This window comes from Pseudomonas sp. S2_C03, from assembly GCF_054668405.1.
This window is the reverse complement of record NZ_CP162766.1, coordinates 3,033,450-3,048,040: the sequence shown is the minus strand read 5'-3', so window position 1 is coordinate 3,048,040 and position 14,591 is coordinate 3,033,450. Positions and strand designations below refer to the sequence as shown.

Annotated in this window: 16 protein-coding genes; 9 read left to right on the top strand and 7 right to left on the bottom strand. The window is 62.6% G+C overall.

The features are described 5' to 3' along the window. Positions 1 to 5: 5 nt before the first annotated feature. The 6 genes from AB4N64_RS13875 to AB4N64_RS13850 form a co-directional block, all read right to left on the bottom strand. Complete coding sequence (locus tag AB4N64_RS13875; RefSeq protein ID WP_460126368.1) at positions 6 to 527, bottom strand: cytochrome C; 522 nt, start codon at positions 525 to 527, stop codon at positions 6 to 8. 183 nt (positions 528 to 710) lie between these two features. Then, entirely contained in the window at positions 711 to 1,232 is a 522-nt protein-coding gene (locus tag AB4N64_RS13870; protein ID WP_460126367.1) for a methylamine dehydrogenase light chain, read from the bottom strand. Between the two features lie 18 nt (positions 1,233 to 1,250). Next, on the bottom strand, positions 1,251 to 1,871 hold the full coding sequence (mauD, locus tag AB4N64_RS13865) for a methylamine dehydrogenase accessory protein MauD (RefSeq protein ID WP_460126366.1): 621 nt from the start codon (positions 1,869 to 1,871) through the stop codon (positions 1,251 to 1,253). 5 nt (positions 1,872 to 1,876) lie between these two features. Further along, complete coding sequence (locus tag AB4N64_RS13860) at positions 1,877 to 2,416, bottom strand: MauE/DoxX family redox-associated membrane protein (protein WP_460126365.1); 540 nt, start codon at positions 2,414 to 2,416, stop codon at positions 1,877 to 1,879. A gap of 12 nt (positions 2,417 to 2,428) precedes the next feature. Beyond that, a complete protein-coding gene (locus AB4N64_RS13855; protein WP_460126364.1) occupies positions 2,429 to 3,580 on the bottom strand; it encodes an amine dehydrogenase large subunit in 1,152 nt (383 codons plus the stop codon). 468 nt (positions 3,581 to 4,048) lie between these two features. Further along, complete coding sequence (locus AB4N64_RS13850) at positions 4,049 to 5,530, bottom strand: ATP-binding protein (protein ID WP_460126363.1); 1,482 nt, start codon at positions 5,528 to 5,530, stop codon at positions 4,049 to 4,051. Between the two features lie 336 nt (positions 5,531 to 5,866). On the opposite strand from AB4N64_RS13850, the gene AB4N64_RS13845 reads away from it, so the two are divergent. The 9 genes from AB4N64_RS13845 to feaR all read left to right on the top strand — a co-directional run bounded on the left by AB4N64_RS13845 (position 5,867) and on the right by feaR (position 13,714). Further along, the gene (locus tag AB4N64_RS13845; protein ID WP_460126362.1) at positions 5,867 to 7,018 is read left to right on the top strand and encodes an acyl-CoA dehydrogenase family protein; all 1,152 of its coding nucleotides are present in this window, start codon (positions 5,867 to 5,869) and stop codon (positions 7,016 to 7,018) included. A gap of 23 nt (positions 7,019 to 7,041) precedes the next feature. Next, positions 7,042 to 7,413, top strand: coding sequence for a hypothetical protein (locus AB4N64_RS13840; protein WP_368554123.1), 372 nt, complete (start codon positions 7,042 to 7,044; stop codon positions 7,411 to 7,413). A 3-nt stretch (positions 7,414 to 7,416) separates the two neighbouring features. After that, positions 7,417 to 7,887, top strand: a complete 471-nt coding sequence (locus tag AB4N64_RS13835) for a nuclear transport factor 2 family protein (RefSeq protein ID WP_460126361.1) — start codon at positions 7,417 to 7,419, stop codon at positions 7,885 to 7,887. Next, entirely contained in the window at positions 7,884 to 9,005 is a 1,122-nt protein-coding gene (locus AB4N64_RS13830; RefSeq protein ID WP_460126360.1) for an amidase, read from the top strand. The genes AB4N64_RS13835 and AB4N64_RS13830 overlap by 4 nt, the downstream gene beginning before the upstream one ends. Positions 9,006 to 9,052: 47 nt before the next feature. Then, entirely contained in the window at positions 9,053 to 10,336 is a 1,284-nt protein-coding gene (locus tag AB4N64_RS13825) for an aromatic ring-hydroxylating oxygenase subunit alpha (RefSeq protein ID WP_460126359.1), read from the top strand. Further along, positions 10,333 to 10,827, top strand: coding sequence for an aromatic-ring-hydroxylating dioxygenase subunit beta (locus AB4N64_RS13820; RefSeq protein ID WP_460126358.1), 495 nt, complete (start codon positions 10,333 to 10,335; stop codon positions 10,825 to 10,827). Before AB4N64_RS13825 ends, AB4N64_RS13820 begins: the two co-directional genes overlap by 4 nt. 10 nt (positions 10,828 to 10,837) lie before the next feature. Next, entirely contained in the window at positions 10,838 to 11,578 is a 741-nt protein-coding gene (locus tag AB4N64_RS13815) for an SDR family NAD(P)-dependent oxidoreductase (protein ID WP_460126357.1), read from the top strand. A gap of 118 nt (positions 11,579 to 11,696) precedes the next feature. Beyond that, positions 11,697 to 12,644 carry a PDR/VanB family oxidoreductase gene (locus AB4N64_RS13810; RefSeq protein WP_460126356.1) on the top strand — a complete coding sequence of 316 codons (948 nt, stop codon included), beginning with the start codon at positions 11,697 to 11,699 and terminating at the stop codon, positions 12,642 to 12,644. Positions 12,645 to 12,793: 149 nt separating this feature from the next. Continuing rightward, positions 12,794 to 13,714: a transcriptional regulator FeaR gene (gene feaR / locus AB4N64_RS13805; protein ID WP_460126355.1), complete on the top strand. Its 921-nt coding sequence runs from the start codon at positions 12,794 to 12,796 to the stop codon at positions 13,712 to 13,714. Between the two features lie 121 nt (positions 13,715 to 13,835). On the opposite strand, the gene AB4N64_RS13800 is transcribed toward feaR, so the two are convergent. Beyond that, positions 13,836 to 14,465 carry a response regulator transcription factor gene (locus AB4N64_RS13800; RefSeq protein WP_460126354.1) on the bottom strand — a complete coding sequence of 210 codons (630 nt, stop codon included), beginning with the start codon at positions 14,463 to 14,465 and terminating at the stop codon, positions 13,836 to 13,838. Positions 14,466 to 14,591: the final 126 nt, after the last annotated feature.

Sequence of the window (14,591 nt, the reverse complement as noted above, 5' to 3'; positions counted from 1 at the left end):
TGCGCTCATGGGGTCATGCCGTCTTCGATGGCGATGCCTTGTGCTTGCATCGCCTTGATCAGCTCGGCACGGGTGCCGGGCAGGTTGAGCATGGTTTCAGCGCGCAGGGCCGTGACTTCTTCGGCGGTGTACGGCTGGTAATGTTCGGGCACGCTTTTGCCGGCCATGCCGTCCGGTCGCATCAGCCAGTTGAGCAGGTCAGCCAGTTGCGCGTTGTTCAATGCCGATTGCGACATGCCAGGGACCCGCACGAGAAACTCGCGCCCGCCCGGCACCTTCAGAAAGTTGCCAACGAAGCCGGCCATCCTCGGGGTGTCATTGGCAGGCGAGCCCATGCCACTGCCCAGGTGGCAGCCCGCGCATTGCAGCTGGTAGTTCACACCAACGCTGTAGCCGGCCTGGTCGATCGGCGTCTGCAACGCTTCGTTGCCCGGTGCATGACGTTGGTTGGGATTTGGGATGGCCCGCGCATGGGCGAGCGGGGCAATAAAAAGGCAGGCCAGGCTGAGGATTAACACGTGACGCATGACAGACCCTTCTTGTTTTTATGATCGGCCCTGTCCCTGTAGGAGCGAGCTTGTCTCCGGGCGGCGTTCCGACGATGGTCGTTAACGATAACGCTGGCTGTCTGAATGCCAGCGGTGCCTGGGCGTCCATCGCGAGCATGCTCGCTCCTACAGGGATTGCAGGGGTATGGGGGTTACATCAACTCAAACAGCCACGCCACGAATGATCGAAACGGTGCAGTGATAGATGTGCGATTTGGCAGCCAGGCACCAGTTCACATCGTTGTTGTTGAACGGGCGATAGGCCGGTTCTTCACTGTCGTTTCGGGTACAGGCGCATTGGGCGCAGCTTTGCTTACCGCAGCAGTCGTTGTAGGAAATGATGTAATCCTTGCCGTCGGCCGGGTTGCGGCACGTGCCGATCCAGGTCACTTGGGAGGCCTCGGTGCCCGGCGGGCAGGAGGTCACCGACCCGCCGCAGCAGCTGCACAGAAAGCCGTCAATGGAGCAATAGCGCCAGTAATCGCAGCTATTTGGGTCACCAGGGTCGCCGGCTTTCGGGTCGGTGGCCGCCAGTGCCTTGCTGGTGCGATCCAGCGGCAGCAGCAAGGGCAGGGCGGCACCGGCCACCATCAGCGAGCCCATGCGCGCCAGCAGTTTGCGGCGCGAAGTGGTGTCGGCAACACGGCGCGAGGAGCGCTCGAACAACAGATCCAGCAGTTTCATGAAGGTCTCCCTGCCTTATCAGTGGCTATGGCCGTGGCTGTGATCATGCTCGTGGGGCTGAGCATTGAGGTATTGCTGCAACGTGGCGTGCTTGAGGTGTTCGACTTCAAACAGGCTGTCCAGGTGTTCGCGGGAATTGACCAGGCCCTTGGCTCGCAGGGTGCCGGCCTTGTCGATCAGGGCGGCATAAGGCAGCTTGCCAATCTGGTAGGTCATGCCCACTTCCGGGCCGACCACGTAGGTGGCGTCTTCGAGTTTGTGTTCGCGGATCAGGGCTTGCTGGGCGTCCATGTCGCCATCGCTGACAAACACCACGTCGAGGCGGTCTGCCTGCTCTTTGGCGATGGATTTGATCGCCGGCAGCAGCGACTTGCAGATCGGGCAGGTCGGCGAGAGGAAGAACAGCAATTGCGATTTTTCCCCGGCGTAGCCGAAGTTCACCGGGCGGCCGTGACGGTCCGAGGCGGTGATTTGTGGTGCGGCCTCATTGACCGCCACACCTTTGTCGACCATCAGTGCGCCGGCAGGCGCCAGGCGACCGTGCAGCACACCAATCTGACGCACCAGGCCCATGACGACGAATGCCACGGCGACCAGCAGCACCCAGAGCAGAACGTTGGAAACGATTAAACCTTCCATTTTGATTACCTACCAATCAATTTGAGCAGAAGAGGGGAGTTCGCCAGCAGGCCATCGGCTGCGGCGTAAATCAGTAGCGCAACGGCGCTGGCGGCGACGGTTACGAAGCCATCGAAGAAACCGAGTTCGCGCACGGCCGGCGTGACGCAAGCCAACAGCGCCAGGCCCACCAGTGCGCTGTTTCGCAGCAGCAGGATCGGGCGCAGCGGTTGCGCCTGATCGGGGCCCGCGCAGCCACAGTCGATGTCGCGCCGACCGCGCCACAGGTTGATGCCGATGGCGGCCGCGTACAGCGCGATCAGTGCACCAGCCGTCAGAGCAGCGTAGGCGCGGCAGGCCGGCACAAGCAGGGCGAAGGCAATCACCAGTTCAACCACCGGGATCAAGCGGGCAATGGGCCGCACCAGAACATCGGGCAGCAGTTGATAGTCCGCCAGTTGTTTTCTGAAGCGTGCCGGCGCGCGCAACTTGTGGGTTGCGGCGCTGGCCAGCAACACCGCGATGGCGAGTGCGCTGGCAATGATGAAAATCGGATCTGGTTGCATGGCCAAGCCTCGTTAGTAGCTCATGACCTGGGTCGCGGTTTTTGCGACCTTCGCCATGCTGCCGGTGTGCTTGTTGGTCTTGAGGTCGAAGATCTGCAGGCCGCCCTCGACGTCGCTGCCCAGCAGCAATGGCTTGTCGTCGCCAGTGGCCTGCATGCTCCAGATCGGTGCCGGCGCTTCCAGGGTGGCGATTTTCTTGCCCGTCTTGAGGTCGAAGGCCCAGATCAGCGGGCTCGGGTCTTCCCACTTCATCGGTTCGTGAGCGTCATGCATCAGCACGTACAGGCGATTCAGCTTCGGCGCGACCGCCATCAGCTGCCAGCCTCCCGGCGCCCAACCGGCCTTCTTTTCCTCTTCGGTGGTCAGCGACCAGCTCGGCAGGATCTTTGGTGCTTCGCCACTGAAATCCACTGCGCGGACGGTGCCGGTGGTCGTGGTGAAGTAGTAGGTGTCGCCGACGTTGACGGCGCGCTCCACCAGTCGCTCGGCGTTCGGATCGAAGAACGGCGTGCGGCTGCGCGTGGTTTCCTGGCCCTGGTCGTTGAGAGTGACGACCTGCAGGCTGCCATCGCCGCACAGCGAGGCGAAGCGACGTTTGCCCACCGGGTAGTTGAGCACGCAACCGGGGATCGCGATTTCGGTGACCACGGCCTTGGCCTCGGTGTCGACCACGGTTACCGATGTCGACGGGGTGAAGTTGTAGACGTAGACAAAACGGTCGTCGGCGCTGGTTTTCAGGCCATAGCGCTGGGTCAGCGACTCGGCGCGTTTGTTCGGGATCAGCACTTCCCAGGCCGGCGACAGGGTCGAGCTGTCCCAGGCGGTCAACACGTCGGTGCGCGTGCCGCGAGTGCCGCGCGAGTACCAGATGTCGGCGCTGTAGAGGGTTTTCTGGTCGTGGCTCAAGGTCGACGGCGCGGCGAAACCGGTCGGCACCATGCCGAGCACGCGCTTCTTGTCGGGGTCGACCACGGTGACGCGGCCCGCGACGAAACTTTCGAATTCGACATCGACCACAAAGGCTCGGTGGGCTTCGGGCGGGAATGCCAAAACGGTCTGGCCGATGCCAGTGTCAGCGGGAAGATCCGCGCTGGCATTGTTCAAACCCAGTACCAGCAGGCTGAGACTCAGCGCTGACTGTACGGTGATCCTGGTGGCTCGCATGGGAACTCCCTGAATTATTGTTCTCGCAAATCGCGGGTGCATGGCAGATTTTTACAGTTCGATTCTGCCTTGCCGGGGAGGAGGGGGAATTGCTGTGGGTGCCAAGAGGTTGTGTGTCTGTGCCAGTCTTGATGAGTGGGGGGCTGATTGGTGTACATATCCATTGTTGCGGTAACGGCCACCTAAGGTTCCGCCCTTACGGCGGGTCACTTTGGTACGGCGCCAAAGTAACCAAAACGCCATGCCCCTGACGTTCGGTGCCTCGCCTAGGCTCGGCATACCCTCGCTCCGGCATCCCGAGGGGGCGGACACCGCGTCACGGCGACGCGAGGCGGCCTACCGGCCGGCCTGTTCTTTGAAGCGACGCATTCCCCTGTAGGAGCGAGCTTGCTCGCGATGGTGGACAAGATGACGCTGGCGGCCTGACACACTGCGGTGCCTGGGCCACCATCGCGAGCAAGCTCGCTCCTACAGGTCCGGGGCGATGGGGAGGGTGAAGCTGAACACCGCGCCACAGGGCTCCAGGTTCTGGGCCCAGATGTCGCCGCGGTGGCGGCCGATGATGTTTTTGCACAGGGCCAGGCCGATGCCGTTGCCGCTGACCTTGGAGGAGAAGAAGCCGTCGAACAGTTTCTCCTGGGCCTCGGCCTGGATGCCGCGTCCACGATCCTCGATGCGCAGCAGCGCCATGCCGTCCTCACTGCTCGCCTGAATGCGCAGCACCCGGCGTTCGACGGGCAAATCGCTCATTTCTTCAATCGCATTGAACGCCAGGTTGAGGATGACCTGGCCGATCAGTACTTTTTCGCAACTGACCCGCAGCGGCGTCGGGTTGGGGATGATCTCGACCCGAACCTGGCTTGGGTCGGCGCGCAGGCTGATGAAATAGCGGGTTTCGCGCAGCAGCTCGTTGAGGTCGATCAGTTCTTCGCTCTGCTCCAGTTTGACCACGTAGTCGCGCACGCTTTTGATGATCACCGAAGCGTGTTCGACCTGCCGTACAGCATTTTGCAAACCCCAGGTCACGCCCGGATCGGTGCTGGGTTCCTTGCCCAGGCGGATCACCGCGCCTTCGATGAAATTGCGTGTCGCCGCCAGCGGTTGGCTCAACTCATGGGCAATCGCCACGGCCATTTCGCCCATGGCGTTATAGCGCGCGAGGTATTCGAGCTTCTGCTCACTCAAGCGCCTCGCCTCTTCGGTGCGCACTTGTTCGGTGACGTCACGAAACAGCAGCAGGTGGCCGACCAGGTCGTCCTCGATCTCGATAAACCGACAGGTCGCCTGATGCCAGCGCCAGGCTCCATCACGACGCTGTACGTGGTAATGCACGCTGAACGGCGCATGTTCCGGGGTTTCGCTGGCCAGTTGTTGCAACAGACGCTGGCGTGAGTCGTCGTCGCACCAGGACAGGAAGTTTTCCCCGGTCAGCGCATGCCCTTCGCCGTGCAGCAGGAGCGCGCCGGAGTCGCTGATAAAACGGATCTCGCCCTGGGGGCCGAGCACTGCCACGCCTTCGGCCAGGTCCTGCATGAATGCCTTGAGCCGGCTTTCGAACCGCTTGAGGTCACGCTTGACCTTGTCCTCTTTGGAGATGTCGCGGAACTGCACCATCAGCACATCACGGCCTTCGAGGTGCACCAGGGTCGCGACCGCCTCGGAGAGAATTTCCACCCCTTGCTTGGAGCGATAACACCACTCGATGGCGCGCTGGCCGGTGCGTGCGGCGCCTTCCAGCCAGCGCAGGCCGACCGAACGCCGGTACTTGGGCGCATTGCGGGTCATGTCGGGGGCCTTGAGCGGTGTCAGTTCTTCCAGGGTGAACCCCAGCGCGTCGAGGGCGGCGGTGTTGGCCCAGAGAATCTCCTTGCTGTGTGCGTCGTGAAGAATGATGCACAGTGGCATGGCTTCGATCAGGGTGAAGAAATCGTTGGATGTTGGCAGGTACATCGCGCAGCCCTTGCAGCCAGTGAAACCTGGGAATGGGAAGTATGGCTTTTTATACCCGCTTGCGCGTGGGGATGCGCTCAGAAGTAACCGGGGGCGGGGTAGGGGATTTCTTTAGCCATGGGGCTACACGCACCAATAGTTGCGCACTGAGGCGGTTTTTACACTGGAACCCAACACAAGGGTAACGGCCTGCCGCTTCCCCTGTAGGAGCGAGCTTGCTCGCGATGGCGGTGTACCTGTCGACATCACTGGTGGCTGACACACCGTCATCGCGAGCAAGCTCGCTCCTACAGGGGGACGCGGGGCAACGAATAATAAATACAACGGAGACAAGCCATGCTGCGTTCAGCTGTCGCGGAGAAAGACCCTCTGCCAGGCGTTGAAGAGAACACCGCTTTTGCGCAAGTGCTGGAAGAAGTACGCCAGCGCCGCGATGAGTTCGATGCGGTGTCCCATGTGCCAAGGGACATGATCGAGCGCTTCAAGCAGATCGGCATCTACCGCGCCGCCACGCCGAAACGATTCGGTGGCGATGCTCTGGCACCCGCGCTGTTCCTGCGCATGATCGAGCGAATCTCCGAGGCTGACGGCTCGGCGGGCTGGGTCGCCAGTTTCGGTAGCGCCGGTGTCTACCTCGCGGCTTTACCGCCAGAAACCCTGGCCGAACTCTATGCTGACGGTCCTGACCTGGTGTTCGCCGGCGGCCTGTTCCCGCTGCAACCGGCCGAAGCGGTCGAGGGTGGTTATCAGGTCAACGGCACCTGGAAATTCGCCAGCGGCTGCAAGGGGGCCGACCTGCTTGGTGTCGGCATCGGCGCGGCCGGTGGCAAGCCGCGCACTGCGGTGCTGCGCCCGGATCAGGTGGATATCATCGAAAACTGGGACGTGGTTGGCCTCAAGGGCACCGGCAGCCATGACTTGCGCGTCTGCGACAAACGTGTCGACGAACGCTGGACATTCATTCGCGGCGGCGCAGCCACCATCGACGAACCGCTGTTCCGCTACCCGTCAATTGCCTATGCCGCCCAGGTGCTGGCGGTGGTCAACCTTGGCCTGGCCCGCGCCGCGCTCGACGAAGTCAGCCGCATGGCTGCCGGCAGCGGCATCACCGGCGCGCCAAAAATGGCCGACCGCGCCTACGTGCGCATCGAGATCGCCAAGGCCGAAGCCAGCCTGGCCGCCGCGCGCGGTTTCTTCTACAACGCCACCGAGCAGGTGTGGAACTCGATCCTCGCAGGCTGCCCGGTCACCGCCGAACAGACCAGCCTGCTGCGCCTGTCCGCCATTCACGTGTCCCAGGCCGGTGCCGCCGTGGTGCAAAGCGCCTACAGCCTGGCCGGTACCACCGCCATTTACCTGCGCCACCCGCTGCAGCGTTACCTGCGCGATTCGATGGTGGTCACCCAGCACGCTTTTCTCAGCGAAGGCCTGTACGACGGCGCCGGTTCGGTGCTGCTCGGCGTGCCGCCATTCCCTGGCTACATCTGAACCCACACTTAAAGGATCACCCCATGTCCCAGACTACCCAGGAACCGTTGCGCGTCGTCTTTTGCATCGGCATCACCCAGAACTTCTTCGACCTGCCCACCGGCGAAGGCCTGAGCGTGTGGAAAGGTTTCAGCCAGATGATGGCCTCGCTTGGCGCCATGCCCGGCATCAACGTGCTCGGCGCGATGGACGATGATCGGCTGATGGTCGGCCCGTCCACCACCTCGCCCTGGACCGTGTACATCATGGCCGACGTCGATTGCCACCAGTCGGTGATCGACGCCTGCAACCTGTTCCGCACCACCCCGGTAAACGAGTACAGCCTGTGGCGCTACGCCAAGGTCGAAGCGCGCATCGGTCGGCCGCTGACCATTCCCGACGCGGCCAAGGTGTAAGCCATGGAACAGGCCTTGCTCCAGCGTCTGGCGACGCTCGAAGGGGAAAGTGAGGTGCGCCGTTTGATGGCGCGCTACATGGACCTGTGCGATGTCCCCAGGGCACCCTGCCACGTCAGCGAATTGGCCGAGCTGTTCTGCCTCGACGCAATCTGGGAAGGCATCGGCAGCCAGACCGCGCAGACCTTCGGCCAGCATCACGGGCGGGACGCGGTGGCGGCATTCGTCGGCGGTTACCTGCCGCCGTCGGATCACTTCCGGCTCAACCTGCATTACCTCACCAGCGAGTCGATCCAGGTCGACGGCGGGACGGCGCAAGGGCAGTGGATCATGCAGCAGATTTCCACTTACGCCGACGGGCGCACCGAGTTGTTTGGCACGCGGTTGAACATCGATTTTCGCTGCGTCGACGGTACTTGGCTGATCGCGCATTTTCGCACCCAACGCCTCTTCAACCAGGAACTCAATGCATGAGCACCTTCATCAGCGAATTCCGCCTCGGCGGCAACGGCAAACGCGTGGCCATCAAGGACTCCATCGACATTGCCGGTCACCCGACCCGTTCCGGCAGCCGTGCCTTTGCCGACGCAGCGCCAGCGACGAAAAACGCCGAGGTGGTCGAATCGATCATCCAGGCTGGCTGGCAGATCGTCGGCAAGACCAACCTGCACGAACTGGCCTTTGGCGTCACCGGCATCAATGACTGGACCGGCACGCCGATCAACCCGCAGGCGCCGGACCGTGTACCGGGTGGCTCCTCCAGCGGTTCGGCAGCGGCGGTCGCGGCGGGGCTCGCGGACATCGCCATCGGCACCGACACCGGCGGTTCCGTGCGAGTGCCAGCGGCTTGCTGCGGTGTTGCCGGGCTCAAGCCGACTTATGGCCGTGTCAGCCGCGAGGGTGCGCATCCACTTCAATCGAGCCTCGATTGCGTCGGCCCGTTCGCCCGCAACATGGACGACCTGATTGCGGCCATGCGGGTGATCTGCCCGGGCTTCAACGTTCAGGGACTGCCCGCTGACGGCGCCAAAGTCGGGTTTCTTGAAGTCGATTGTGATGCCCACCTGCAAGCCCGTCTCGGTGCCGCTGCCGACCGCGCAGGATGGCGGCGCAGCTCGCTTTCGTTGAGCGAGTTCGAGGCCGCGTTCGCCGCCGGCCTGACCGTGATCAACTTTGAAAACTGGGCGGCCTTCGGCCACCTCACCGGCAAGGGTCTGATCGGCGCGGACGTCGAGCAGCGCCTGCTGGCGGCCAGTCGCACCACGGCGGCGGACCTGGCCCACGCGGAAAAAGTGCGGGCGCGCTTCAGCCAGCAGGTGGATGCCGCGCTGGATCAATTCGAGGTGCTGCTGTTGCCCACGTTGCCCAGCCTGCCGCCGACGTTGGCAGAGGCCCGCAGCGCGAGCAAGGCAGTGGCCGGGATGACGCCGCTGGTGCGGCCTTTCAACCTGAGCGGCCACCCGGCGCTTTCGGTGCCGGTGGAACTCGATTGTGGCGGGCTGAAGGTCGGCCTGCAGATTGTTGGCCGCAAAGGCCAGGACGAACAGGTCTGCGCCTTCGGTGCGCAGTTGCAACAACGCATGGCCGGTTAACGCTTTAGGCCTGAAAACAATCATAAAAACGCCATGAGGAGAACCGCATGAGCACCCATGACTACCGGCTGATCGCATCATCGAAAAGCCCCGAAGACCTGGTCCAGCCTGACCGCGTCGACGTCTCGCTGTACAACGACCCGGCGCTGTTCGAAGTCGAACTGGAGAAGATTTTCTACCGCACCTGGGTGTGGGTGGCCCACGAAAGCGAAGTGCGCAATAGCGGCGACTTCAAGACTGCCATGATCGGCCGTCGCCCGGTGATCGTGGTGCGCGACAAGAAGAACACCATTAACGTGCTTGAAAACCGGTGCCGCCACCGTGGTGCCACCGTGTGCGAAAAGCACAAGGGCAACGCCACCGGTTTCACCTGCCCGTACCACAGCTGGTCCTATGGCCTGGACGGCAAGCTGCGTGCGCTGCCGTACCCGGACGGTTATGAAGGCATCCTCGAAAAATCCGAGCTGCCGCTGACAAGCCTGCGCGTCGAAAGCTACGCCGGCATGATCTTCGCCAGCTACAACGACGATATCGAACCGCTGGAGGACTTCCTCGGCGGTGCCAGACACTGGATGGACCTGTTCATGAAGCAGGGCGCCGGTTATCCGATCAAGACCCAGGGCGAACACAAGTTCAGCTTCAAGGGCAACTGGAAGATCCAGCTGGAAAACACTACCGACGGCTACCACTTCCCGATCGTGCACAAGTCGTTCATGTCGTCAGTGGATGAGGAAACCTCGGAAATGCTCTCGTTCATGACTGACGACCAGGCCGTGACCCATTCGCTGGGCAACGGGCACAGCGTCATGGTGATGGTGCCGGAGCACGTCGATCTGGATCACGACGACGGCACCGAGCAGTTGCAGGAACGCTTCGCCCACGTCACCCGGGAGCTGTCCAAAACCATGGCGCCGGAGCAGGTGCGCCGGATCGTGCGCTCGTTGCATGGCGCCGGGTTCAACCTGAACCTGTTCCCCAATGTGGCCATGTCGATGTCGTTCTTTCGGGTGTTGCGCCCGGTGTCGGTCACTGAAACCGAGATCCGCCATGTTGCCCTGGGCATGGACGGCGGTCCGGAAATCGCCAACCGCGAGCGCATGCGTATTCATGAACACTTCCAGGGCCCGTTCGGTTTTGGCAGCCCCGATGACGCCGAGGCCTGGGACCGCGTGCAGCGCGGGTCCTACGCGGGTGTCGATGCACCGATCCTGGTCAACCGTGGCCTGAACCGCGAAATCACCGCTGAAAATGGCGACAAAGTCAGCCACGCCACCGACGAAGGCGGGATGCGCGGTGCCTACGACATGTGGAAAAGGATGATGAGCCAATGAGCAATCACGACATCTTGAATGGCGGCCCGCTGGCCCAGGCCATCGAATTCATCTGGCGCGAAGCCGAGTTGCTGGACCACAAGCACTACGCCGAGTGGGCGACCCTGTGGAGCGAAAGCGGCAAGTACATCGTGCCGATCGACCCGGACACCGAAGACTTCGAGGCCACGCTCAACTATGCCTACGACGACGCACGCATGCGTGACCTGCGCATTGAGCGCCTGACCGCCGGTTACTCGCCGTCTGCCGTGGACGCGGCGAAAACCATCCGCACCGTCTCGCGTTTTCGCCTGGTGGAAGCGGCGGGAGACATCGTTGAAGTCAACTCGGCACAGTTGCTCTACGCCTACAAACGTGGGGTGCACACGCCGTTCGTGGCCGACCTCAACCACCGCATCCGCTTCACCGACGGCGTGCCGAGCCTGGAACGCAAAGTGGTACGCCTGATCAACTCCACCGACAGCCTGAGCGCGCTCGGCTTCCTTTTGTGAGGGCTTGAACATGGACCGAGTAGCCCTTGTCACTGGCGCCTCGCGGGGGCTGGGCGAATGCATCGCCCGGCGCCTGCATGCGGCGGGTTATCGCGTCGCCTTGGCCGATGTGCAGATCAACGGCGTGCAGCGCCTGGCCCTGGAGCTGGACAGCAGCGGGACCAGCGCGGTGGCCATCGAGCTCGACGTGCGCAGCAAGGATGATTTCGTCCGCGCTCGCGACCTGTTGGGCGAACGCTGGGGCGGCACCGACATCCTGGTGAACAACGCCGGAGTGTCGAAAGTCGCGGCGCTGATGGACATCACACCCGAAGAGTTCGACGATTCGATGGCAATCAACCTGCGCGGCACCTTCGTCGCCTGCCAGGTGTTCGGCGCGCATTTTGCCGAGCGTGGCTTTGGCCGCATCGTGAACATCGCCTCGCTCGCCGGGCAGAACGGCGGTACCGCCACCGGCGCGCACTATGCGGCGGCCAAGGGTGGCGTGGCCACGTTGACCAAGGTGTTCGCCCGTGAGCTCGCCCCGAGCGGGGTGACGGTCAACAGCATTTCGCCGGGTCCGCTGGACTTGCCGGTGGTGCGCGAGACGGTGGCGCCGGAGCGTCTGGAGCAGATCCTCAAGATGATCCCGGCGGGCACCCTCGGCGACCCGGCGTATGTCGCCGACAGCGTGCTGCTGCTGATCGCTGATCACGCCACCTCGATGACGGGCGCGTGTCTGGACATCAATGGCGGGTTGTTCATGCGTTGAAGTAATTTCAGCAACACCCTCACCCCTTGTGGGAGCGGGCTTGCCCGCTCCCTCAGGAGTAAAGCATTCCACCGGGGGCGCGGCATTCCAACAAAAACAACATGATTCAGGTGATGCAATGATGAAGGTGAAGATCGAAAGGATCGTCGACGAAGCGCTGGATATCCGCTCCTTTCGCCTCGTGCGCAGTGACGGCCAGCCGCTCGACACCTATGAGCCGGGTGCCCACGTCGATTTGACCGGGCCAACCGGGGTGACCCGTCAGTATTCGTTGTGCAGTCCACCCCAGGACCGCCGTGCGTACCTGGTGGCGGTGAAGAAAGAGGCGCAGTCCCGTGGCGGTTCGGCGGCGCTGCATGAAGTGCAGGAGGGCACCGAGCTGGAAATGGGCGCGCCGCGCAACCTGTTCCGCCTCGACCCTGAGGCGGGTGAACATGTGTTGTGCGCCGCCGGCATCGGCGTCACGCCGCTGCTGAGCATGGCCTACCGGCTGGCGGAGACCGGTCAACCGTGGCGCCTGCACTATTTTGCCCGTTCTGCGCAGTACGCTGCGTTTTCGGCTCTGTTAGCCGAGACGTTCGCCGGGCATGTGCAGTTTCACTACGGCGTCGAACCGGATGACATGGACGCGGTGTTGAGTGAGTGCCTGAGTCAGGCCGGACGCGCCGCCCACGTTTACACCTGCGGCCCGGCGCCGTTCATGAACAAAGTGGTGGAAGTCGCGGCGCGCGGTCGTGGCGATGAAGCCATCCACCTCGAGCATTTCCAGGCCGATCCGGCCGCGAATGCCGGTCCCTGTGGCGATTTCGAAGTCGAGCTGGCCAGTTCCGGCGTGGTGCTGCAGGTGCCCGCCAATATGTCGCTGGTGGACGTGTTGCAGGCTCATGGCTGCGACATCGATACTGAATGCCGCGAGGGGATCTGCGGAACCTGCATCGTCGAGGTGCTCGACGGTGTGCCGGAACACCGCGACAACTGCCTGTCGAACAAGGAAAAGGCAGGGAACAAGCAGATTTGCGCCTGCGTATCCCGCGCGCTTTCCGCTCGTCTGGTATTGGACATCTGATTCAAGGCAAGACTGGCTATGCTGCGCAGCAGTCTGTTGAATAGAACCTGCGGCTGTCGAGGGAGGCGGCGGCCCAGGTTGTGACATTTGCCGAACCGCTCGACGAAGCGGTCGAAAAATAACAATAAAAGACGTGAGGCTTTGCAGTGATGATGACTTCTTCGGCGGTTCGCAACGAGGCGTTCGAAAGCTGGTTGAACCAGGTCAACCAGGCGTGTGGGCGTTTCGATGCCCGGGCCCTGGACAGGGATTTCTATGGCGAGCTGGCGGAGTACCGCAACGGTGCCATCAATCTCAGTGTCGTCGACATGGCGCACGTGCACCTGTATCGCACCAGCAAGGACGTCAGCGTCAGCAGCGACGGGCATTACTACGCGGTGTTCCAGATGCGCGGCAGCTCACAACTTGAGCAGGGCGGCAATCGTGCCCGGCTGGGCGCGGGCGACATCGCCCTGATCGATGCCAGCCGCCCCAGCGACATGACTTATCACGACGATTCCCGGCAGTTGTCGCTGATCCTGCCTCGGCAGGTGGTCGAGCGCGGTTCGCACTTCAACGCGGTCAACTGCGCCACGCGCATTGGCGCCACATCGCCCTTGGCGGCCATGGCCAACAAGCTGGTGCTCGACACCCGACAGCAGGAAGGCCTGGACATGCAGGAGAGCGAAGCCGTGCTGGATGCGCTGGTGAGCTTGCTGCTACCGGGCATCAGCGCCCGTGATAATGGCGGCGACCCTCATGAGCGGCAGTTTCGCAAGATCATCGCCTACATCGACGACCACCTGGGCACCGAAGAATTGTGCCCCGAGCTGATTGCCCGAGAAGTGGGGATTTCCGTGCGCGGGCTGTACCGGATGTTCTCCAAACGCGGTTTGGTGGTGGCGCAATACATCAAGCACCGACGCCTGGATTTCTGCGCGGAAAACCTGCGCCGCTCAAACGTCGAGCAGAAGCTGTCGGCGCTGTGTTATGCGTGGGGGTTTTCGGACTCGAGTTATTTCTCGTCAGCGTTCAAATCGCGCTTTGGCGTATCGCCGGGGGCTTATCGCAAGCGCTATAGCCAGGTTTGACCTCACTGCCGCCATCGCGGGCAAGCCCGCTCCCACAGGGTTATGCGCCGAGAACAAATGTCAGGCTAACCGCAACACCTGTGGGAGCGGGCTTGCCCGCGATGGCGTCCCAATGTTCACCTCAATGCCGCACCGGCTCCTCCGCCGGCAAATGCAGCACTTCGCGCACCAGCATGGCGATGCTGGTCACGCCCATCTTTTCCTTGATCTTGGTGCGGTGCACGTCAACGGTCTTGACGCTGATGTTCAGCTCCCGGGCGATGACCTTGCTGGCCTTGCCATCGATCACCAGCATCAACACCTCGCGCTCACGCCCGGTCAGCAGCGCCAATTTGCTTTGCAGGTGCTGTCGCTGCTGCTGGTCAGCCTGGGCGTGTACGGCGGTCTTCAGCGCGGCCTGGATGCGGTCGATCATCTGTTGCGGGTTGTAGGGCTTCTCGACGAAGTCCAGGGCGCCGTTCTTCATCGCCGTCACCGACATGGGAATGTCGCCATGGGCCGAGACGAAGATCGTCGGCAGGCTGCTGCCGCGCTGGTTGAGGATTTCCTGGAGCTGGAAGCCACTGGTTTCCGGCATGCGCACGTCCAGCACCAGACACGCCGGCTGCCTCGGGTCGTACTGGCTGAGGAACTCTTCAGCACCGGCAAAACACTGCGCCTGCACGCTGACCGACTCCAGGAGCCAGGCCAGCGAGGTGCGCAAATCCTTGTCGTCGTCGACGATATAAACAATCGGTTTGCGAGTTTCCATCAGGGTTGCCACGAATTTCTAATTATTGTTTTCGCACGCGTGCACGCAGCGGCGGTTGGCGTCCATGTGACGTCTACAAGCAGCATAACCACTGCTGCGGGCCCTGACGATAAAGAAACCACCTAG